The sequence below is a fragment of the Amycolatopsis sp. NBC_01286 genome, from assembly GCF_035982555.1.
Taxonomy (GTDB): Bacteria; Actinomycetota; Actinomycetes; order Mycobacteriales; family Pseudonocardiaceae; genus Amycolatopsis.
Genome location: NZ_CP108428.1, coordinates 7,513,105 through 7,537,149 on the forward strand (window position 1 = coordinate 7,513,105; position 24,045 = coordinate 7,537,149).

The window sequence follows — 24,045 nt, forward strand, 5'->3', positions numbered from 1 at the left end:
CGAACTGGAGCTGATCTACGTGAAGCACGACACCCGGCAGCTGCTGGCGGCCTGGAACGACACCACCACCGACGTCCCGGAGGCGGGCCGCACGCTCACCCGGCTGCTCACCGAGCAAGCGGCCCGCACCCCGGACGCGACGGCGCTGGTCTTCGAGGGCGAAACCCTCACCTACCGCGCCCTGCACGAGCGGGCCAACCGGCTCGCGCACCTCCTGATCGGCCGCGGTGTCGGCCCCGGCGTCCTCACCGGTGTCTGCGTCGACCGCTCCTTCGACCTGGTCATCGCCCTGCTCGGGGTGCTCAAGGCCGGCGGCGCCTACGTCCCGCTCGACCCCGACTACCCGGCCGACCGGCTGGCCTTCATGGTCGCCGACAGCGCCGCCCCCGTCGTCCTGACCCAGAGCTTCCTCGACGACGCCGACCTCGCCGCGTTCCCGGCCACCGAGCCGGAAACCACGACGACTCCGCAGGATCTCGCCTACGCCATTTACACCTCCGGCTCGACCGGGCGCCCCAAGGGCGTGCTGGTGCCGCACGAGGGGATCGTCAACCGGCTCGCCTGGACGCAGGCCGAATACGGCCTCACCACCGAAGACCGCGTGCTGCAGAAGACGCCGTCCAGCTTCGACGTCTCCGTCTGGGAGTTCTTCTGGCCGCTGCTGACCGGCGCCACGCTCGTCGTCGCGCGCCCCGGCGGCCACCGCGACCCCGCCTACCTGGCCCAGCTGATCCGCGCCGAACACATCACGACCCTGCACTTCGTCCCGTCGATGCTGCAGGCGTTCCTGCTCGACCCGGCCGCGGCCGGCTGCACCGGCCTGCGCCGCGTGCTGTGCAGCGGCGAAGCCCTGCCCGCCGAACTGCAGGCCCGGTTCTTCGACACCCTCCCCGGCGTCGAGCTGCACAACCTCTACGGCCCCACCGAGGCCTCGGTCGACGTCACGTCCTGGGCGTGCCGCGCCGACGGCGGCGCGGTCCCGATCGGCCGGCCCGTGTGGAACACGCAGACGTATGTCTTGGACGCGCAGCTGCGGCCGGTCGCGCCCGGCGACGCCGGTGAGCTGTACCTCGCCGGGATCCAGCTCGCCCGCGGTTACCACCGCCGGCCCGGCCTGACCGCCGAACGCTTCATCGCGAACCCGTTCGTACCGGGGGAGCGGATGTACCGCACCGGCGACCTCGCCCGCTGGACCGACGACGGCGCCCTGCTCTACCTCGGCCGCACCGACCACCAGGTCAAGATCCGCGGCCTGCGCGTCGAGCTGGGCGAGATCGAGACCGTGCTCGACCGCCAGCCCGGCGTCGGCGGCTCCTGCGTCCTGGCCCGCGAAGACCGCGAAGGCGACCAGCGCCTCGTCGGGTACGTCGTCCCCGACGGCGGCACCCCGAACGTCGAGGCGCTGCGGACGGCCCTGGCCGCGGACCTGCCCGAGTACATGGTGCCCGCCGCGTTTGTCGTGCTCGCCGAACTGCCGCTGACCCCCAGCGGCAAGCTCGACCGCAAGGCCCTGCCCGCCCCCGACTGGACGGCGTCCCGCACCGGCCGCGCCCCGCGCACCCCGCGGGAAGCCGCGCTGTGCACGCTGTTCTCCGAAATCCTCGGCGTCGATGGCGTCGGCATCGACGACGGCTTCCTCGCCCTCGGCGGCCACTCGCTGCTCGCCGCGAAGCTCGTCTCCCGGATCCGCGCGACCCTCGGCGTCGAGGCCGCGATCGGCGACGTCTTCCGCGCGCCGACCCCCGCCGGCCTCGCCGAACTCCTCGAAACCGCCGCGCCCGCCCGCCTGCCGCTGACCCCGCGCCGCCGTCCCGAGCCGATGCCGCTGTCCTCGGCCCAGCGCCGGCTGTGGTTCCTCGACCAGGCCGACACCTGGAACGCCGGCTACCACGTCCCGCAGGCCGTGCGCCTCGACGGCCCGGTCGACGCCGACGTGCTGCGCCTCGCCGTCGCCGACGTCGTCGCCCGCCACGAAGCCCTGCGGACGGTGTTCGACAGCCACGGCGACGAGCCCGTGCAGCAGATCCGGCCCGCCGGAGACGTCCCGTGGACGTTCGCGGAGTCCACAGAGGACACTCTCGCCGCCGATCTGCGCACCGCCACCGAAGAGAGCTTCGACCTCGCCCGGGAACTGCCGATCCACGCCGCGCTGTTCACCCTCCCCGTGAAGACGTCGGTGCTGCTGCTGGTCGTGCACCACATCGCCTGCGACGGCTGGTCGATGGCGCCCCTGCTGCGCCAGGTCGGCGAGGCCTACACCGCCCGCACCCGGCACGAAACCCCGGCGTGGGCACCGCTGCCGGTCCAGTACGCGGACTACACGCTGTGGCAACAAGAACTTCCCGTCGACAGCGACCTCGCGTACTGGCGCGACGCGCTCACCGGCCTGCCCGAGGAACTGCCGCTGCCCGCCGACCGGCCCCGCCCGCCGGTGGCGAGCCACCGCGGCGGCGTCGTCCCGATGGACGTCCCCGCCGAGGTGCGCGCCAAGCTCACCGAGCTGGCCGCCGAGTCCGGCGCGACGCTGTTCATGGTCCTGCAGGCCGCCTTCGCCGCGCTGCTGACCCGCCTCGGCGCCGGCGACGACGTCCCCGTCGGCTCACCGGTCGCCGGACGTGGTGACGCCGCCCTTGACGACCTCGTCGGGTTCTTCGTCAACACCGTCGTGCTGCGCACCGAGACGGGCGGCGACCCGACGTTCCGCGAGCTGCTCGGCCGGGCCCGCGAGACGTGCCTGGCCGCGTTCGAACACGCCGAAGTGCCCTTCGAACGCGTCGTCGAAGAGCTGAACCCCGCCCGCTCGCTCGGCCGCCACCCGCTGTTCCAGGTCCTGCTGGTGCTGCAGAACAACCTCGCCGCCGAACTGGACCTCCCCGGCGTGCGCGCGACCGGTGAGCGCGTCGACATCGGCTACGCGAAGTTCGACCTGGCCGCGATCTTCGAGGAACGCGACGGCGAACTCACAGGCCTGCTCGAATACGCGAGCGACCTGTTCGACCGCGCCACCGCCGCCACCCTGGCCACCCGGCTGCTACGCGTCCTGGCCGCCGTCGCCGCGACCCCGGACGTCCGGATCGGCGACCTCGACCTGCTCGACGCCACCGAGACCGCCCAGGCCGTCGCGGGCGGGATGACCCGGCCCGCCGCCGCGAGCGTCACCCTGCACGAGGTCGTCGAAGGCCACGCCCGCCGCAACCCGGACCGCACCGCGCTGCTGTTCGAGGACCGGATCGTCACCTACGCCGAGCTGGACGCCCGCGCCAACGGCGTCGCCGCGCTCCTGACGGACGTCCCGGCCGGCCGGATCGTCGCGATCTGCCTCGACCGCGGCCCGGACCTCATCGCCGCGATCCTCGGCGTGCTCAAGGCCGGCTGCGGCTACACGCTGCTGGACCCGTCGTTCCCCGCCGAACGCCGTCAGCTGCTGGCCGAGCAGGTCGACGCGCCCCTGGTGCTCGACGACCTGTCCACAGTGGACTCCACGGTGACCGCCCCCGGCCTCGCCGTGCCCGCCACCGGACCCGCCTGCGTCATGTTCACCTCGGGCTCCACCGGCACGCCGAAGGGTGTCATCGCCTCGCACGAAGCCGTCGCCACGACCATTCTCGGCCAGGGCTACGGCGGCGCCGTCTGGCTGCAGACCGCGCCCGTCTCCTGGGACGCCTTCGCGTTCGAGCTGTTCGGCGCGCTGCTCACCGGCGCCGCCTGCGTGCTGCAGCCGGGCCCGAAGCCCGAGCCCGCGCTCATCGCCGACCTCGTCGAGCGCCACGGCGTCACCACGATGTTCGCCTCGGCCAGCCTGCTCAACTTCCTGCTCGACGAGTACCCGGGCGTGTTCACGCAGGTCAGCGACGTCTACACCGGCGGCGAGGTCGCCTCGGTCGCACACATCACCAAGGCGCTGACGACGTTCCCGGACCTCACCGTCACCAACGCCTACGGCCCGGTCGAGAACATGATCTTCGTCAGCTGCCACCGGATCACGGCGGCCGACCTCACCGGGGCGCCGATCCCGATCGGCGTGCCGCTGCACGGCAAGCGCGCCCACGTCCTGGACGAGCGGCTGCGGCCGGTCGCCCCCGGCGTCGTCGGCGAGCTGTACGCCGCGGGCGCCGGCATCGCCGACGGCTACGTCGGCCGTCCGGACCTCACCGCCGTCCGGTTCATCGCGAACCCGTTCGCGGCGGGGGAGCGGATGTACCGCACCGGCGACCTCGTGCGCCGCCGCGCCGACGGCGTCCTGGAGTACGTCGGCCGCGCCGACGAGCAGGTCAAGATCCGCGGCTTCCGCGTCGAGCCGGGGGAGATCCGGACCGCGCTCGGCACCCACCCGGCCGTCACCGAATCCGCCGTCGTCGTCCGCGAGGACCGGCCGGGCCAGAAGCTCCTGGTCGCCTACGTCGTCGGCGAGCCGGCCGACTTCCGCGGGTACCTGGCCGAGCGGCTGCCCGAGCACCTCGTGCCGTCGGCGTTCGTGCTGCTGCCCACCCTTCCCTTGACACCCAACGGAAAGCTCGACCACCGGGCCCTGCCCGCCCCCGCGCACACGAGCACGAGCACGAGCCGCGCACCGCGCACCCCGCGCGAAGAAGTCCTCTGCGGCCTCTTCGCCGACGTCCTCGACATCGAAACCGTCGGCGTCGACGACGGGTTCTTCACCCTCGGCGGCCACTCCCTGCTCGCCGCGAGGCTCGTCGCCCGGATCGGCTCGGTGCTGGGTGCCCGGATCGGCGTCGCGGACGTCTTCCGCGCCCCGACCGTCGCCGCGCTGGCCACCGTGCTCGACACCGCCCGCGCCGCCCGCCCGGCCGTCACCGTCCGGCCGCGGCCGGAGGTGCTGCCGCTGTCCGCGGCGCAGCGCAGCCTGTGGTTCGTCGAGCAGCTCGACGCCGCCGGCGCGGCCTACAACGTGCCGCGCGCCCTGCGCCTGAGCGGCCCGCTCGACGTCCCCGCGCTGCGGGCCGCGTTCGCCGACGTCCTCGAGCGCCACGAGTCGCTGCGGACGGTGTTCCCGAACACCGACGGCGTCCCTCGCCAGGAGATCCGCGCGCTCACCGAACTGCCCTGGTTCGAAGACGTGGCGGACGTCGACGAGTTCGCCGCCCGCGAGTTCGACCTGGCCACCGACCTCCCGGTGCGCGCCGCGCTGCTGCGCCACGCCGACGACGACCACGTCCTGGTCATCGTCACCCACCACATCGCGAGCGACGGCTGGTCCCTCGCCCCGCTGCTGCGCGACCTCTCCACCGCCTACGCGGCCCGCACCGGCGGGGAAGCTCCCGGTTGGGCGCCGTTGCCGGTGCAGTACGCGGACTTCGCGCTGTGGCAGCAGGACCTGACCGGCTCCGCCGACTACTGGGCCGGTGCCCTCGCCGGGCTGCCCGACGAGATCAACCTGCCCTTCGACCACCCGCGGCCGCCCGTCGCGACCCACCGCGGCGCCACGCTCCCGGTGGCCTTGGACGCGGACCTGCACGCCCGCCTCCTCGACGTGGCCCGCGGTGAGCACGCGACGCTGTTCATGGTGCTGCAGGCCGGGTTCGCGGCCCTGCTGTCCCGGCTCGGCGCCGGCGACGACGTCGCGGTCGGCACCCCGTCCGCGGGCCGGCCGGACGCCGCGCTCGACGACCTCGTCGGCTTCTTCGTCAACACCCTCGTGCTGCGCACCGACCTCAGCGGCGACCCGAGCTTCGCCGCCCTGGTCGGCCGGGTCCGCGAGGCCGCCCTCGAAGCGTTCGACCACGCCGACGTTCCCTTCGAGCGCGTCGTCGAACGCCTCAACCCCGCTCGCTCGACCGCCCGGCACCCGCTGTTCCAGGTGATGCTGGCGCTGCAGAACAACGTCGCGGCCAACCTCGCGCTGCCCGGCACGACCGCGGCCGACGTCCCGGTGGCCACCGCGACCGCGAAGTTCGACCTGACGCTGAACCTGGAGGAGAGCACCGGCCCCGACGGTGCCCCGGCCGGCATCGGCGGCTTCCTGGAGTACGCGACCGACCTGTTCGACGCCGGCACCGCCGCCGACCTCGCCGAGCGGTTCACCCGCCTGCTCGCCGCCGCCGTCGCCACGCCCGCCGTCCCGGTGTCCGGGTTGGACCTGCTCTCCGACGCCGAGCGCGTCGACCTCCTGCAGGCATCCGCCGAGACGCCGCTGCCGGACACCTCGGTGATCGAGCTGTTCGAGGCCCAGGCGGCCCGCACGCCGGACGCGCCCGCGCTGGAGTTCGGCACTGTGACGCTGACCTACGGCGAGCTGAACGCCCAGGCCAACCGGATCGCCCGATTCCTCGCTGCACGTGGTGCCGGGCCCGAGCGGTACGTCGCCCTGGCCCTGCCGCGCGACGAAAAGCTGATCGTCGCGATGCTCGCCGTCCTGAAGACCGGCGCCGGCTACCTCGCGCTCGACCTCGACTACCCGGCCGACCGGCTCGCCGCGATGCTCGAAGACGCCGACCCGGCGCTCGTGCTCGTGACCGAGGCAGGCGCGGTGCCCGGCGACCCGGCCCGCCACGTCCTGCTGGCCGAGGCGGAGATCGGGACGGCGTGCAACCCGCTGCAGACCGCGTCTCCGGACAGCCCGGCGTACGTGATCTTCACGTCCGGCTCGACCGGCCGCCCCAAAGGCGTCGTCGTGCCCCGGCGGCCGTTGCTGAACTTCCTGCTGGACATGGTGGACCGCTTCGGCATCGCCGCAGGCGACCGGCTGCTGGCCGTCACGACCGTCGGGTTCGACATCGCCGGGCTGGAGATCTTCGCGCCCCTGCTGGCCGGAGCGACCGTCGTGCTCGCCGGACGGGACACCGTCCGCGACAGCCGCGCCCTGGCGGACCTCGCCGAGGACGGCGTCACGATCATGCAGGCCACGCCCAGCCTCTGGCACGCGCTGCTGGCCGAGCCGGTCGACCTCACCGCCGTGCACGTCCTGGTCGGCGGCGAAGCGCTGCCCGACGACCTCGCCCTCGCGCTGCGGGCGCGGGCGGCGTCGGTCACCAACATGTACGGCCCCACCGAGACGACCATCTGGTCCACCACCGCCCGCGTCGGCGAGGGCTCGCCGACCATCGGCACCGCGATCGCCAACACCCAGGTCTACGTCCTGGACCGCGCGCTGCGGCCGGTGCCGCCGGGTGTGCCGGGCGAGCTGTACATCGCCGGCGACGGCGTCGTCCGCGGCTACCTCGGCCGCCCCGACCTGACCGCCGACCGGTTCGTCGCCAACCCCTTCGCCACCGGCGAGCGGATGTACCGCACCGGCGACCTGGTCGCCCGCCGCCGCGACGGCGAGATTCGCTTCCTCGGCCGCGTCGACCACCAGGTCAAGATCCGCGGCTTCCGCATCGAGCTGGGCGAGATCGAGGCCGTGCTGGCCACGCACCCGGCCGTCGCGCTGCGCGCCGTCGTCGTCCGCGAGGACCGGCCCGGGGACAAGCGCCTGGTCGCCTACGTCGTGGGCACCGCCGACGTCGAGACGCTGCGACGGCACGTCGCGGCCGCCCTGCCCGGGTACATGGTGCCGTCGGCGTTCGTGCTGCTCGACGAGCTGCCGCGGACCCCGAACGGCAAGCTCGACCGCAAGGCCCTGCCCGCGCCGGCCGTGGAGAGCGGTACCGGCCGGGTGCCGCGCAACGCCCGTGAGCACGCGCTGTGCGAGCTGTTCGCCGAGGTCCTCGGCGTGCCCGAGGTCGGCATCGACGACGGCTTCTTCGACCTGGGCGGGCATTCGCTGCTCGCCACCCGCCTCGCCGGGCGGATCCGGGCGGCGCTCCGCCTCGACGTCACCGTGCGGGCCCTGTTCGCGAACCCGACCGTGGCGGGGCTGAGCGACAGCCTCGGAGACACCGTCGTGGCGCGCCCGGCCATCACCGTCCGGCCGCGGCCGGCGCGGCTGCCGCTGGCCCCCGGGCAGGAACGGCTGTGGTTCCTGGCCCGTCTCGACGCCGACGACACGGCTTACCACATGCCGATCGCCCTGCGGCTGCGCGGCGACGTCGACGCCTCCGCCCTCGCCGCCGCACTGTCCGATGTGGCCGGTCGCCACGAAGCCCTGCGCACCCTTTACGCCGAGGACGAATCCGGGCCGTACCAGGTGATCCTCGACTCGTTCCGGGTCCCGTTCGAGGTCGGCACCGGCTCGGTCGCCGAGGCCGCACGCACCCCGTTCGACCTGGCCGCCGCGCCGCCGGTGCGCTCGTGGCTGTTCAGCGAGGGCGACGAGCACGTCCTGCTCGTGCTGACCCACCACATCGCCGGGGACGGCTGGTCGATCCCGGTGCTGCTGCGCGACTTGGCCGACGCCTACGCGGCCCGGCTCGACGGCCGCGCTCCGGAGTGGGTGCCGCTGCCCGTGCAGTACGCGGACTACACGCTGTGGCAACGAGAACTCGACAGCGACGTCGCGTACTGGACGGACGCCCTGGCCGGTCTGCCCGAGGAACTGGCCCTGCCCTACGACCGCGTCCGGCCCGCCACCGCGGACCACGCCGGCGGGGCCGCGGCCGTCACGATCCCGGCCGAGCTGCACACGCGACTCCTGGAGCTGGCGGCCGGGCGGCGCGCGACGCTATTCATGGTCCTGCAGGCCGCCCTCGCCACGCTGCTGGCGCGCTTCGGCGCCGGGGACGACGTCCCGATCGGCACCCCCGTCGCCGGTCGCACCGACCCGGCGCTCGACGACCTCGTCGGCTTCTTCGTCAACACCCTCGTCCTGCGCACCGACGTCAGTGGCGCTCCGGCGTTCACCGAGCTGCTGGACCGAGTCCGGGAAACCGACCTGAGTGCGTTCGAGCACGACGACGTCCCGTTCGATCGCCTGGTCGAGGAGCTGAACCCGGCCCGGTCGGCGTCGCGGCACCCGCTGTTCCAGGTGATGCTGGTGCTGCAGCAGGACAGCGCCGCGCCCGCACTGTCCGGTGTGGACGTCGAGCCGTACGAGGTGGACCGCGCGGTCGCCAAGTTCGACCTCACCGCCGCCCTGGAGGAACGCGGCAACGGCGGGGGGATCACCGGCGCCTTCGAGTACGCGACCGCGTTGTTCGACGCCGCCACCGCCGAGCGGCTGGCCGGCGCGTACGTCCGGCTGCTGGAGCAGATCGCCGACGCGCCCACGACCTCGGTCGCGGCGTTCGACGTGCTCACGGCCGCCGACCGCGACCTCGTGCTGACGTCGGGCCACGCGCTCGACCTGGCTCCGACGCCACAGGACTGCCTGCACACCATCGTCGAACGGCAGGATCCCGACGCCGTCGCGATCCTGTTCGACGGCGCCTCGATGACCTACGGCGAGCTGAACGCCCGCGCCAACCAGGTCGCCCACCACCTCCTCAACGACGGCGTCCAGCGCGGCGAGGTCGTCGGTGTCCTGCTGGACCGCGGCTTCGACTTCGTCGTCACGGTGCTCGGCGTCCTCAAGTCCGGTGCCGCCTACACCCTGCTCGACCCGAGCTACCCGGCCGAGCGCCTGGCCGCGGTCACCGAGCAGGCCCGCGTACAGCGGGTCCTGACGACCGCGCCGAGCCACTCGGACAGCACGAACCCGGACGTCGGGCTGACCCCGGCCGACCTCGCCTGCGTCATGTTCACCTCCGGCTCGACCGGCGTGCCCAAGGGCGTCGCGACGTCGCACCGCGGGGTCGTCGCCACGATGGGCCAGGACTACGCGACCTTCGACGCCGGTCAGGTGTGGCTCCAGTGCGCCCCGGTGTCGTGGGACGGTTTTGCGCTGCAGCTGTTCGGCGCGCTGCTCTACGGCGGCCGCACGGTCCTGCAGCCCGGCCAGAACCCCGAGCCCGAGCGGATCGCCGCGCTCGTCGTCGAGCACGGCGTCACCGTGCTGCACGCCTCGGCGAGCCTGTTCAACTATCTGCTCGACCAGGAGCCCCAGGTCTTCGGCGTGCTGCGCCGCGCGATGACCGGCGGCGAGCCGGCGTCCGTCGCCCACGTGACCAAGGCGCTGCGCGAGCACCCGGACGTCGCGCTGATCAACGGCTACGGCCCCGCCGAGAGCATGGGCTACACGACGTTCCACCCGATCACCGCCGCCGACCTCGGCGGCCCGGCCATCCCGATCGGCCGTCCGGTCGCCAGCAAGCGTGCCTACGTCCTCGACACGCACCTCGCCCTGGCCGCCCCCGGCGTCACGGGTGAGCTGTACCTGTCGGGCCACGGCCTGGCCGACGGCTACCGCGGCCTGCCCGGCGCGACGGCCGAGCGGTTCGTCGCCAACCCGTTCACGGCGGGGGAGCGGATGTACCGCACCGGCGACCTGGTGCGGTGGACCGCCGACGGCGTCCTCGAGTACGTCGGCCGCGCCGACGACCAGGTCAAGGTCCGCGGCTTCCGGGTCGAGCCCGGCGAGGTGCAGGCCGTGCTGGCCCGCCACGACGGCGTCGAGCAGGCCGCGGTCGTCGTCCGCGACGGCCGGCTCATCGGCTACGTCGTCGGCGCCGCCGAACCCGCCGCGCTGCGGGTCTACCTCGGCGACCGGCTGCCGGACTACCTGGTGCCCTCGGCGATCGTGCCGCTGGCCGAGCTGCCCCGGACGGCCAACGGCAAGCTCGACCGCCGCGCCCTGCCCGCCCCGGACTTCGCGGCGACGTCGTCCAGGCGCCCGCGGACCGTCACCGAGAACGTCCTCTGTGGACTGTTCGCCGAGGTGCTCGGGCTGCCCGAGGTCGGCGTCGACGACGGTTTCTTCGACCTCGGCGGCCACTCGCTGCTGGCCGCCCGGCTGATCGGCCGCGTCCGCGCCGTCCTCGGCGTCGAGCTGGGCATCCGCGACCTGTTCCGGACGCCCGCCGTCGCCGGTCTCGCCGAGGTGCTCGGCGACGCCGCCCCGGCGCGGCCGCCGGTGACCCGCCGCGACCGTCCCGCGCGGCTGCCGCTGTCGTTCGCGCAGCAGCGGCTGTGGTTCGTCGACCAGGCCGAAGAGGCCAACGCCGGCTACGACGTCCCGCGTGCCCTGCGGCTGCACGGCACCCTCGACGTCGCCGCGCTGCAGGCAGCGTTGGCCGACGTCGTCGAGCGGCACGAAGCCCTGCGCACGGTCTTCCCGTCGCACGAAGGTGAGCCGTGGCAGGAGATCCTGACCGCGCCTTCGGTGCCGTGGACTCTCACGCAGTCCACTGAGGACGAACTGCCGGGTGTGCTCTCGGCGGCCGCGTCGCACGTCTTCGACCTGCGGACCGAGCTGCCGCTGCGGGCCCACCTCGTCGAGATCGCCGCCGACGACCACGTCCTGCTGCTGGTCCTGCACCACATCGCCAGCGACGGCTGGTCAGCCGCGCCGATGCTGCGTGACCTGTCGACGGCCTACGCCGCGCGTCTCACCGGTGAAGCCCCGGGCTGGGCGCCGCTGCCGGTCCAGTACGCGGACTACACGCTCTGGCAGCGCGACGTCCTCGACGAGGCCGAGCTGGCCGGGCAGCTCGCCTTCTGGCGCTCCACACTCGCCGGAGCCCCCGAAGAGGTGGCCCTGCCCGCCGCCCGGGTCCGCCCGGCTGTCGCCAGCCACCGCGGCGGCGCCGTGGACTTCGCACTCGGCGCCGACGTTCACGCGGCGTTGGCCGACCTGGCCCGGGGCAGCGGAGCGACGCTGTTCATGGCGCTGCAGGCCGGGTTCGCCGCGCTGCTCTCACGGCTCGGCGCCGGGGACGACGTCCCGCTCGGCGCCGTCGTCGCCGGCCGCGGCGACACCGCGCTCGACGACCTGGCCGGGTTCTTCGTCAACACCCTCGTGCTGCGCACCGACGTCTCCGGGCAGCCGACGTTCCGGCAGCTCCTGGACCGCGTCCGCGACACCGGCCTCGCCGCGCTGGCCCACGCCGACGTCCCGTTCGAGCGGGTCGTCGAAGAACTGAACCCCACTCGGTCGGCGTCGCGGCACCCGCTGTTCCAGGTGATGCTGGTGCTGCAGAACAACGTCGCCGGGGAACTGCGGCTGCCCGGCCTGGCCGCCGAGGCCGTCACGGTCCAGCGGGACGTCGCGAAGTTCGACCTCACCGCGGGCGTCGAGGAGAACCGCGCCGCCGACGGCACCCCGGCCGGGCTGACCGGCCAGCTGGAGTACGCGGCCGACCTGTTCGACGCCTCGACGGCGGAAGCGATCGCGGCCCGGTTCGCCCGGTTCCTGACCGCCGCCGTGTCCACTCCGGACGTCCCGGTGACCGCCCTCGACCTGCTCACCAGTGACGAGCGCGCCGGACTTCTGGCGCAGGGCACCACTGAGGTGACCGCGCCCGCCATGCGGCTGCACGAGCTGGTCGAGCGGCAGGCCGCATGGGCGCCGGACGCGATCGCGCTCGTCTTCGAGGGCTCGCGCATGACCTACCGGGACCTCGACACCGAAGCCAACCGGCTGGCCCGGCACCTCGTCGCCGAGGGCGTCCGCCGCGGTGACCTGGTCGGCGTCCACATCGGCCGCACCCCGCGGCTGGCCGTCGCGCTGCTCGCCGTCCTCAAGACCGGCGCCGCCTACACCGTGCTGGACACGGACTTCCCGGCCGACCGCCTGGTCGGGGCGCTGCGCCGGACGTCGGCCGCGCTCGTCCTCACCGACGGACGTGAGCTGCCCTGGCGCCGGATCGACGTCGTCGCCGACGCGGCCGCCATCGCCGTCCGCGACGGCAGTGTCCTCGGCCTGCCCGGCAGCCCGGACGACCTCGCCGTCGTCATGTTCACCTCCGGCTCCACCGGCGTCCCCAAGGCCGTCGCGGCCCCGCACCGCGCGGTCGCCGGCACGCTCACCGGCCAGGACTACGCCGGATTCGGCCCGGACGACGTCTGGCTGCAGTGCGCGCCGGTCTCGTGGGACGCGTTCGGCACCCAGCTGCTCGGCCCGCTCATGGCCGGCGGCCAGGTCGTGCTGCAGCCCGGCCAGCGCCCCGACCCGGCGCTGATCGAGGACCTGGTGCTGGCGCACGACGTAACGGTCCTGGACGTCTCGGCCAGCCTGTTCAACTTCCTGGTCGACGAGCACCCGGCGGTGTTCGCGACGGTCCGCCGCGCGATGACCGGCGGCGAAGCGGCGTCACCCGCGCACCTGGCGAAGGTGCTGCACTCGTACCCGCAGGTCGCGGTGATCAACGGCTACGGCCCGGCCGAGACCATGGGCTTCAGCACCTTCCACACCGTCACGGCGGTCGACGGCCCGGTCCCGATCGGGCGGCCGCTCACCGGCAAGCACGCCTACGTCCTCGACACGCTTTTGCAGCCCACGCCCGCCGGTGTGGTCGGCGAGCTGTACCTGGCCGGCGTCGGCACCGCCCACGGGTACCTCGGGCAGCCCGGCGCGACCGCCGAGCGGTTCGTGGCGTCGCCGTTCGGCGCGGGGGAGCGGCTGTACCGCACGGGCGACCTCGCCCGGTGGAACGGCGACGGCGTGCTGGAGTACGCCGGCCGCGCCGACGACCAGGTCAAGATCCGCGGCTTCCGCGTCGAACCCGGCGAGGTCCAGGCGGTGCTGGCCCGGTACGACGGCGTCACGCAGGCCGCTGTGGTCGCTCGCGACGGGCTCCTAGTCGCCTACGTCGTCGGCACCGCCGACCCGGCCGCGGTCGCCGAGTACGCCGCCGCGCAGCTGCCGGACCACCTGGTCCCGTCGGCGATCGTGCCCTTGGAAGCACTGCCCCGGACGGCCAACGGCAAGCTCGACAAGGCCGCCCTGCCCGCACCGCGCCGGATCAGCGCCGGGCACGTCGCGCCCCGGACGGCCACCGAGGTCACGCTGGCCGCGATCTGGGCCGACGTCCTCGGCATCCCGGCACCGAGTGTGGAGGACAACTTCTTCGCGCTCGGCGGTCACTCGCTGCTGGCGGCCAAGGTGACCGGCCGGATGCGCACCGAGTTCGGCGTCCGGCTGGGCGTCCGCGCCCTGTTCGAGGCGCCCACGATCGCGTCGCTGGCCCGGCTGGTGCCGGAAGCGTCCACAGTGGACTTCGAGCCGATCCCGGCCCGGGACCGGTCGGCGCGCACGCCGCTGTCGCCGGTGCAGCGCGGCCTCTGGTTCGCCGAACGGCTCGCTCCCGGGTCTGCGGAGTACCTGGTGCCGCTGGCACTGCGGATCGAGGGTGACCTCGACGTCGAAGCGCTCACCGACGCGCTGTCGGCGCTGGTGGCGCGGCACGAGGTGCTGCGCAGCCGGTTCGTCGAGCAGGGGGGCGAGCCCGCCCAGGTCGTCGAGCCGGTGCGGCCGATGCCGCTCCCGGTCACCGACGTGACCGACGTCGAGGCGTTCGTCCGGTCCCAGGTGGACACGCCGCTCGACATCGAAAACGGTCCGGTGTTCCGGGCCGCGCTCGGCCGGGTGTCGGCCGGCGAGCACGTGCTGGTCCTGTGCCTGCACCACATCGTCGCCGACGGCTGGTCCATGGGTGTGCTGGCCGCCGAGCTGCGTGACCACTACGCCGGGAGCCGGCCGGCCGCGCTGCCGGTGCAGTTCGGCGACGTCGCCGCGTGGCAGGCCGCCGCGTCCGACGAAGCCGGGCTCGCCTTCTGGCGGGCGGCCCTCGAAGGGATGCCGCACGTCGCGGAACTGCCTGCCGACCGGCCCCGGCCCCTCGTGCGGGAGATCGCCGGTGCCAAGACGCCGGTGCACGTGCCGGCGGAGGTCGTCGGCCGGCTGACGGCGCTCGGTGCCGGGCACGGCGCGAGCCTGTTCATGACCGTGCTGGCCGCGTTCGAGGTGCTCATCGGCCGCTACACGGCCATGCGGGACTTCGCGATCGGCACCCCGGTGTCCGGCCGCAGCCACCCGCAGACCGAGGCCCTGGTCGGGCACTTCGTCAACACCGTGCCGCTGCGCGCGGACCTCACCGGCGACCCGGCGTTCACCGAACTCCTGCGCAGGGTCCGCACCAGCACGCTGGCCGCGTTCGACCACGACGACGTCCCGTTCGACCGGATCGTCGAGCTGCTGCGCCCGCAACGCGACCTCACCCGCACCCCGCTGGTGCAGATCGTGTTCGCGCTGCAGAACAACGACGAGGCCGGGTGGGCGCTGCCGGGCTTGGCCGTCGAGCGGCTGGCCGTCGACAGCCGGGTCAGCAAGTTCGACCTCGAACTCGCCCTCGCCCAGGACACCGACGGCGCGCTGACCGGCATCTTCGAGTACCCGACCGCGCTGTTCGACACCACCACGATCGAGCGGCTGGCCGGCCACTTCACGACACTCCTGCAACGGATCGCCGACGCGCCGGAAACCCCGGTCGGCGAGCTGGACCTCCTCGGCACGACCGAACGCGAGCACCTGATCAACGGCGTCAACGACACGGTCGTGGCCTACGACGAGGACGTCTGCCTTCACCACCTCATTTCGCAGCAGGCCGCGCAGACGCCGGACGCGGTCGCCGTCGAGTACCTGGACGAGCACATCGACTACGCCGAGCTGGAACGCCGGGCCGGAGTCCTCGCGGCCCGGCTGGTCGAGCACGGCGTCGGCCCGGACGTCCCGGTCGGGCTGCGGATGGACCGCTCGATCGACCTGATCGTCGGCCTGGTCGCGATCCTCAAGGCCGGCGGCGCGTTCGTCCCGATCGAGACCGACGCGCCCGAACCGCGGGTGCTCGGCATCCTCGGCGACGCCAACTCGCCGGTCTGCCTGGTCAACGCGGGCGCGTCGACGCCCCAGGACAGCGAGGTCGTCTTCCTGGAAGTGTCCGGTTTGGACGGAGAAGCGAAGCACCTGGCAGACACCACCCACCCCGACAACCTGGTCTCGATCTACTACACGTCCGGCTCCACCGGGAAGCCCAAGGGCGTCGCCAGCACCCACCGCGGCTGGGTCAACCGGCTGCGCTGGCACCAGGACACCTACCGCCTCCAGCCGGGCGAGGGCGTCCTCCAGAAGACGACGCTCGTGTTCGACGACGCGGCCGTGGAATGCTTGTGGCCGCTCATCGTCGGTGGTCGCGTCGCGCTGATCCCGCCGGGCCTGCACCGCGACCCGGCCGCGATCCTCGAAGGCGCCATCCGCCACCAGGTGTCCAACCTGCAGTTCGTGCCCAGCATGCTGACGCTGTTCCTGGAGCAGCTCACCCCGGCCGACCGCGCGGCCCTCAAGCCGCTGCGCAACGTCATCACCAGCGGCGAGGCACTCCAGCCGGAACTGCTGAAGCTGTTCTTCGACCGGCTCGGTGAGAACGCGACCCTGCACAACCAGTGGGGCGCCACCGAGGTGTCGATCGACTCGACCATGCGCGAATGCCTCCGGTCCGACCTCGACGGCGCGGGCTCGGTCAGTGTCGGGTCGCCGATCGCGAACAACCAGATCCACGTCCTCGACGAGCACTTCCGGCCGGTCCCGGTCGGCGTCCCCGGTGACCTCTTCATCGGCGGCGTCGGTCTGGCCCGCGGTTACCTCGGCAACCCGGGCAAGACGGCGGCGGCGTTCCTGGCCAGCCCGTTCGTCCCCGGCGAGCGGCTCTACCGCACCGGCGACCGCGGCCTGCGCACCCCCGACGGCGCGCTGACCTTCCTCGGCCGCCAAGACTCGCAGGTCAAGATCCGCGGCATCCGCGTCGAGCCCGGCGAAGTCGAGCAGGTGCTGCTCGAACTGCCCGGGGTGCGCGAAGCCGCGGTGACGGTCTGGCAGCCGTCGCCGGGCGACAAGCGCCTCGCCGGGTACGTCACCGCGCAGGCCGGCGTCACCCTCACCGAAGGTGAGGTCCGCGAGCAGCTGCGCGAGCGGCTGCCCGTCTACCTCGTGCCGACGGCGCTGAGCGTCCTGCCGGAGTTCCCGACCACCATCAGCGGCAAGATCGACCGCAAGGCCCTGCCCGCGCCCGCCGCGGCCGGCGCCGAGTACCGGGCGCCGGAAGGGCCGGTCGCGGAGCTGGTCGCCGAAGTCCTGCAGAACGTCCTCGGCGTCGAGCGGGTCGGCGCGGACGACAACTTCTTCGACCTGGGCGGGCACTCCCTGCTGGGCGTGCGGGTGGTCGCCGAGCTGCGCAAACGGCTCTCGGCGGACATCCCGATCCGGCTGATCTTCGACTCGCCCACGGTCGCGGAACTCGCCGACGCCGTCGCCCGCGCCACCCGCCGCGAGTTCCAGGCCATCCCGAAGCGGCCCGACGGCCCGGCACCGCTCGCGGGCGTCCAGGTCGGCATGTGGCTGGCGGACCGGATGGCGCCGTCGAGCGCGGAATACCTGGTGCCCAACGCGGTCCGCCTGCGCGGCACCCTGGACGTCGACGCCCTCGCCGCAGCCCTGACGAAGCTGGTCGAGCGGCACGAGATCCTGCGAACCCGGTTCGTGGAGCTGGACGGCGAACCCAAGCAGGTCGTCGACCCGGCCGGGCCGGTCCCGCTGCCGGTCACCGACATCGCCGCGGTCGAGCCGTTCGTGGCGGCGCGGCCCATCGACCTCGCCACGGGTCCGGTGTTCTCCGCGGCGCTCGGACGGCTGGCCGTGAACGACCACGTGCTCGTCCTGTCGGCGCACCACATCGTCCTCGACGGCTGGTCCGAAGGCATCCTCGCCGAGGAACTCCGGGACCTCTACGCGGGCATCGACCTGGCGCCGCTGCCGGTGCAGTACGCCGACGTCGCGACCTGGTCCCAGCCCACCGAAGCGGACGTCGCGTTCTGGCGGACGCAGCTGTCCGGGGTCCCGCAGGTCGTCCAGCTGCCCGCCGACCGGCCCCGGCCGGCGGTGCGCGACCCGCGGGGCGCGCGGTACGAGTTCAGCGTCCCGGCGGAGCTGGCCACCCGGCTCGGCGAGCTGGGTGCGGAAGCCCGGGCCAGCCTGTTCATGACGCTGCTGGCCGGGTTCCAGGTGCTCGTCTCCCGGCACACGGGCCTCCGCGAGTTCGCGATCGGCAGCCCGGTCGCCGGTCGCGACCACCCGGACACCGAGCGGCTGATCGGCCAGTTCGTCAACACGCTCGCCCTGCGCGCGGACCTGACGGGCTCGCCCGGCTTCACCGAACTGGTGGAACGCGTCCGCGAGACGGCGTTGAACTCCTTCAGTCACCAGGAAGTCCCGTTCGACCGCGTCGTCGCCGAGCTGCGGCCCGAGCGCGACCCGAGCCGCAACCCTCTGGTGCAGCTGATGTTCGCGCTGCAGACCGTCTCCGAAGGCGGCTGGGCACTCGGTGACCTCGACTGCGAGCCCCTCGGCATCGAGACGGGCGCGGCCAAGTTCGACCTCGCCATGGTGCTGCGCGAGCAGCCCACCGGCGCGGTCGACGGCGTCCTCGAATACCCCGTCGCGCTGTTCGACGAGGAGACGGTCGCCGCGTTCGCCGAGCGGTACGTCCGGCTCCTGACCGGGTTCGCCGCCGAACCGCAACGCCCGGTGGAGCGAGTCACAATGCTCGACGCGGCCGAGGCCACCCCGCTCGACGGCACCGCTCCCGGCGGGACGTTCGCGGGGTTGATCGAAGCCCAGGTGCGACGTTGTCCGGACGCCCCGGCCGTGCTGGCCGGACCGGACTCGCTCACCTACGGCGAACTGGACGCGGCGGCCAACCGCGTGGCCCGCGTGCTGCAGGCTCGCGGTGCCGCGCCGGAGACGGTGGTCGCGCTGCTGCTGCCGCGCTCGGCCGACCTGGTCGTGGCGCAGCTCGCGGTCGTCAAGACCGGGGCCGCGTTCCTCCCGGTCGACCCGAGCTACCCGGAGGAGCGCATCCGCTACATGCTCGACGACGCCGACCCGGTGCTCACCCTCCGCGAGCTGCCGGAGTCCACAATGGACGACGGTCCGCTGGACGTCGAGGTCAAGGCGGAGAACGCGGCGTACGTGATCTACACGTCGGGCTCCACCGGACGGCCGAAGGGCGTCGTCGTCAGCCACGCCGGCCTCGGCACACTGGTGGCCAACACCATCGACGCCTACCAAGTCGGCCCGGGGGACCGGGTCCTGCAGTACGTGTCGCCGAGCTTCGACGCCTCGGTGCTGGAACTGTGCGCCTCCCTGATGACCGGCGCCGCACTCGTCGTCACGCCGCCGGGACCGCTGCTCGGCGACCAGCTGCGGGACGTCCTCGCCGAAGGACGCGTCACGCACGCGCTGATCCCGCCCGCCGCCCTGGCCACGGTGGAGGATCCGGACCTGCCGGACTTCCGCACGGTCGTCGTCGGCGGCGACGTCTGCCCGCCCGAGCTGGTCGCGAAGTGGGCACCGGGCCGCCGGATGCTCAACATGTACGGCCCGACCGAAGCCACGGTCGTCTCCACGGTCAGCGAACCGCTGGTGCCGGGCCGGCAGGTGACCATCGGCCGTGCACTCAAGCACACCCAGGCGTACGTGCTGGACGACCGGCTCCAGCCGGTGCCACCAGGCGTCGCGGGGGAGCTGTACGTCGCCAGCCCCGGCCTGGCCCGCGGGTACCTCGGCCGTCCGGGGCTCACCGCGAGCAGGTTCGTCGCGAACCCGGCCGGTGGGCGGATGTACCGCACCGGCGACCTCGTCCGCCGCACCCGCACCGGGGACCTGGAGTTCCTCGGCCGGACCGACGACCAGGTCAAGATCCGCGGTTTCCGCATCGAACTCGGCGAAGTCGAGTCCGCGCTGCGGGCCCACCCGGCCCTCACGGCCGCGGTGGTGCTGGCCAAACCCGACCCGGCCGGACAGAAACGCCTGGTCGCGTACGTCGTCGGCGAGGTGACCCCGGCGGACCTGCGGACCTTCCTGGCCCAGCGCCTGCCGGAGCACCTGGTGCCGTCCGCGTTCGTCGTGCTCGACGCCATGCCGGTCAACGCCAGCGGCAAGCTCGACCGGGCCGCGCTGCCCGAACCGGCCGAGGAGACGGCGGACTACGTCGCCCCCGGCAGTCCCGAGGAGCAGCTGATCGCCGACATCTGGGCCGAGGTGCTCGGCGTGCCCCGCGTCGGGCTCGGCGACGACTTCTTCGCGCTGGGCGGGCACTCCGTGCTCGCCGCCAAGGTCCGCATGCGGCTGCAGGCCGCGTTCGGGGTGGACCTCTCCCTGCCCGTGCTCTTCCAGACCACCACGGTCACCGCGCTCGCCGCGGTGGTCCACACCGAGATCGAGGCCGAGCTCGCCGGCATGTCCGAGCAGGAGCTCCTCGACTCCCTCACCGAGGAGGCCAGCGCATGACCACGTTCGACACCCGCCCCGCCGGCGACGCTGTTGACGCCGATCGGGCGGCCCGGCTGCGGGCCGCGGTGCTCGCCCGGCGGCTGCGTGGACGCACCACCGCGCCGGTCCGCACCTTCGGCCGCGCCGACCGCGACGTCCCGCTGCCGCTCTCGGCCGGGCAGCAGCGGCTGTGGTTCCTCGACCGCCTAGACCCGGACAGCGCCGAGTACGCTGTGCCGCTCCTGCTCCGCCTGGACGGCGATCTCGACGTCGACGCCCTGCAGCGCGCCCTCGACGCCCTGGTGGCGCGGCACGAGATCCTGCGCACCACCTACGTCGCCGAGGACAACAAGCCGCGTCAGGTCATCGGTGCCCCGGCCCCGGTCGAGCTGCCGGTGGTCGAAGGCGACGTCGACGCGGTGCTCGCGGAGTACGTCGGCCGCCCGTTCGACCTGGCCAACGGCCCGGTGTTCCGGGCCATGCTGGTCCGCGAGACGCCGCAGCGGCACGTGCTGGCGCTCAACGTCCACCACATCGCCTGCGACGGCTGGTCCCTGCCGGTCCTCCTCGACGACCTCCGCAAGCTCTACACCGGCGCCGAACTGCCGCCGATCGCACTGTCCTATGCGGACTTCGCCGTCTGGGAGCAGTCCCGGCTGGACGTCCACGACGCCGACCTCGCCTACTGGAAGGACCGGCTCGCCGGCCTGGAGACGCTCGAGCTGCCGGCGGACCGGCCGCGTCCGGCCACCCGCGACCACCACGGCGCGTCGGTCCGGTTCACCATCCCCGCACCCGCGGCGGAAGCCGTGCTGAACCAGGGCAAAGCCGTCGGCGCGACGCCGTTCATGACGCTGCTCGCCGCCGCGTACGTGGTGCTGGGCCGGCACACCGGCCGCGAGGACATCGCCGTCGGCACCCCCGTCGCCGGCCGGTCGCGGGCCGAGCTGGAGCACATGGTCGGGTTCTTCGTGAACACCGTCGTCGCCCGCGGCGACCTCTCCGGCGACCCGGACTTCGCGACGCTGGCCGAGCGCGTCAAGGTGGCGCGGCTGGCCGACCAGTCCCACGAGGACCTGCCCTTCGAACGGCTCGTCCAGGAGCTCGCCCCGGAACGCGACCTCGCGCACACCCCGGTCGTCCAGGTGATGTTCGCCGTCTACGACGCCTCCGAAGGCGAAGCCGCACTCGGCGACCTCACGGTGTCGTCGGTGGACCAGGAGTCGTCGACGGCGAAGTTCGACCTGATGATCTCCTTCGTCCGCCAGGCCGACGGTTCCGTGGCCGGCGTGCTGGAGTACGCGACGGCGCTGTTCGACCAGGTCCGGATGGCGCGGATGGGTGAGCACTTCGTCCGCCTCTTCACCGAGCTGGCCGCCCGCCCCGCCGCCCGGCTGTCCGAAGTGGACGTCCTCGGCGCCGACGAGCGCACGCTGCTCCTGAACACCTGGAACGCCACCGCCGAGCCCTACCTGCGCGGCACCCTGCACGGCCGGATCGCCGAACAGGCGCTGTCCAACCCGGACGCCATCGCCGTCCGCTGCGGCGCGGTCGAGCTGACCTACGCCGAGGTGGAGGCCCGCGCGACCCGGCTGGCCCAGCGGTTGCGCGCCGAGGGCGTCGGCGTCGAAACCCCGGTCGGCGTCCTCTGCGAGCGCGGCCCGCTGCTGCTGCCGGTGCTGCTGGCCGTCCTCAAGACCGGCGGCCACTACATCCCGCTCGACCCGGCCTACCCGCAGGACCGCAAGGAGTACATGCTCCGCCAGGCCGGCGCCCGCGTGCTCGTCACCACCCGCCGGTACGCCGAGGAGAACCTCGGCGAGGTCGTCGTCTTCGCGGACGAGGCCGTGGCCGACGACCCGGCGCCGTGGCAGGACCCGGTCGTCGACCCGGAGAACCTCGCCTACGTCATCTACACCTCCGGCTCCACCGGCCGGCCCAAGGGCGTGATGATCAGCCACCGCGGCGTGCTGCACTATCTCGACTGGTGCCGCCAGGCCTACCGCGCCGACGAGGGCGACGGCGCGCCCGTGCACTCCTCGCTCGCCTTCGACCTCACCGTCACCGGCCTGTTCCTGCCGCTGCTGTGCGGCACGACCGTGACGCTGGTCCCGGAGGACGAGCACCCGGTCGCCGGCCTGGCGGACGTGCTGTCCAGCGGGCGGAAGTTCAGTTTCGTCAAGCTCACCCCGGCCCACCTCGAACCGCTGCGCCGCTGTCTGGAGCCCGAGGCGGCGGCCGCGGCCGCGCACCTGGTCGTCGGCGGCGAGCAGCTCACCGCCGAGGCCCTGGAGTTCTGGCGCGAGAACGCACCCGAAGTCGTCGTGGCCAACGAGTACGGCCACACCGAGACGTCCGTGGCCAACGTGATCAACCTGCTGCCCGCCGCCGAGTGCGTCAGCACGCCGATCTCGGTGGGCCGGCCGATCTGGAACACCGAGGTCTACCTGCTCGACGAGCACCTGCGCCCGGTCCCGGTCGGCGTCACCGGCGAGCTCTACGCGGGCGGTGCCGGGGTCGCCCGCGGTTTCGCCGGGAGCCCGGGCCTGACGGCGGCCAAGTACGTGCCCAACCCGTTCGGCCCGGGCCGGCTCTACCGCAGCGGTGACCTGGCCCGGTACCTGCCGGACGGGCGGCTGGAGTTCGTCGGCCGCACCGACCACCAGGTCAAGGTCCGCGGCTACCGCATCGAACTGGGCGAGATCGAGGCCGCGCTGGTCGGCGGCCCCGGCGTCACCGAGGCGGTCGCCGTGGTCCGCGACGGCGCCCTCGCCGGCTACGTCGTACCGTCCACAGTGGACGCCGACGCGTTGCGGGCCCACCTTTCCGAGCGGCTGCCGGAGTACATGGTCCCGTCGACGCTGACCACGCTGGACACGCTGCCGCTGACGTCCAACGGCAAGATCGACCGCGTCGCGCTGCCCACACCGGACGCCACGCCGGTCTCGACGTCCGGCGTCCTGCCGCGTGACGAGCTGGAGATGGCGCTCGCCAAGCTGTGGGAAGACCTGCTCGGCCGCCGCGTCGGCGTCACCGACGGCTTCTTCGAGGTCGGCGGGCACTCGCTGCTGGCCGTGGTGCTGGTCGACCGGATCGCCGCCGAACTGGGCGCCACCGTCGGGCTGGCCGAGGTGTTCCGCGCGCCGACCGTGCGGGCGCTGGCCGACCACATCCGCGCCGGAGACAGCGGCGGGGGACTGGTCGTGCCGCTCTCGCCCGGCCGCACCGGCGTCGCGCCGCTGTTCCTGCTGCCGCCCACCGCGGGCAGCCCGTTCCCCTACCTGCAGCTGGTCGCCGAGCTGGACCCGGCGCTGCCGGTGTTCGGCCTGCAGGCGCCCGGCTTCGCGCCCGGCGAGGACCCGGTCCACACCATCGAGGAGCTGGCCGCCCGGTTCGTCGCCGACCTCCTGCCGGTCGCCGGGGACCGCCCGATCCGGCTCGCGGGCTGGTCGCAGGGCGGGTCGGTGGCCTTCGAAATGGCCGCGCAGCTGGAGAAAGCGGGCCGCGCGGTCGAGCACCTGTGCGTCATCGACGCGACCGTCCTCGGCGTCGACGACTACGGCAACCCGTTGCCCGACATCGACACCAGCGACCCGCTGGCCTGGTTCGGCGAGGCGATCCTGAAGCTCGAGCCGGGCGCGGCAAGCACTGACACCTTGGACGAGATGCTCGCCGAGGCCCGTGACCGCGGCATGGTCTCCGAAGTCGCGGGCAACGCCGTGGTCGAGCAGATGGCCCGGGTCTACCTGGCCGGCAAGGACGCGGTCGAGGCCTACCGCTGCCGCGCGGTGGTCGACACCGGCATCCACCTGATCACCTCCACCGGCACCCACCCGGTGAAGGGCCGCCCGGAGGTGCGCCCGGAGAGCTGGCGCGCCCGCACGCGCGGCGAGCTGACGGTGACGCCGGTTTCGGGGCACCACTGGGACATGGTCGAACCGCCGCACGTGGCGGAGCTGGCGGCGGCCGTGCTGGCCGGGCTGGCCGTGACCGCCGACGAGTGAAGGAGA

Annotated in this window: 1 protein-coding gene and 1 pseudogene; both read left to right on the top strand. The window is 73.6% G+C overall.

Annotated features, from left to right (window positions below):
• Positions 1–19: 19 nt before the first annotated feature.
• Positions 20–20,053: pseudogene (locus OG570_RS35315) on the top strand (non-ribosomal peptide synthase/polyketide synthase); the annotation flags it as partial.
• Positions 20,050–24,039, top strand: coding sequence for a non-ribosomal peptide synthetase (locus OG570_RS35320; RefSeq protein ID WP_326953254.1), 3,990 nt, complete (start codon positions 20,050–20,052; stop codon positions 24,037–24,039). The pseudogene OG570_RS35315 and the gene OG570_RS35320, both read left to right, overlap by 4 nt.
• Positions 24,040–24,045 lie beyond the last annotated feature (6 nt).

Excerpts from the sequence above, each read along its gene's own strand:
- OG570_RS35320 (WP_326953254.1), top strand. The coding sequence starts at position 20,050 with ATGACCACGTTCGACACCCGCCCCGCCGGCGACGCTGTTGACGCCGAT.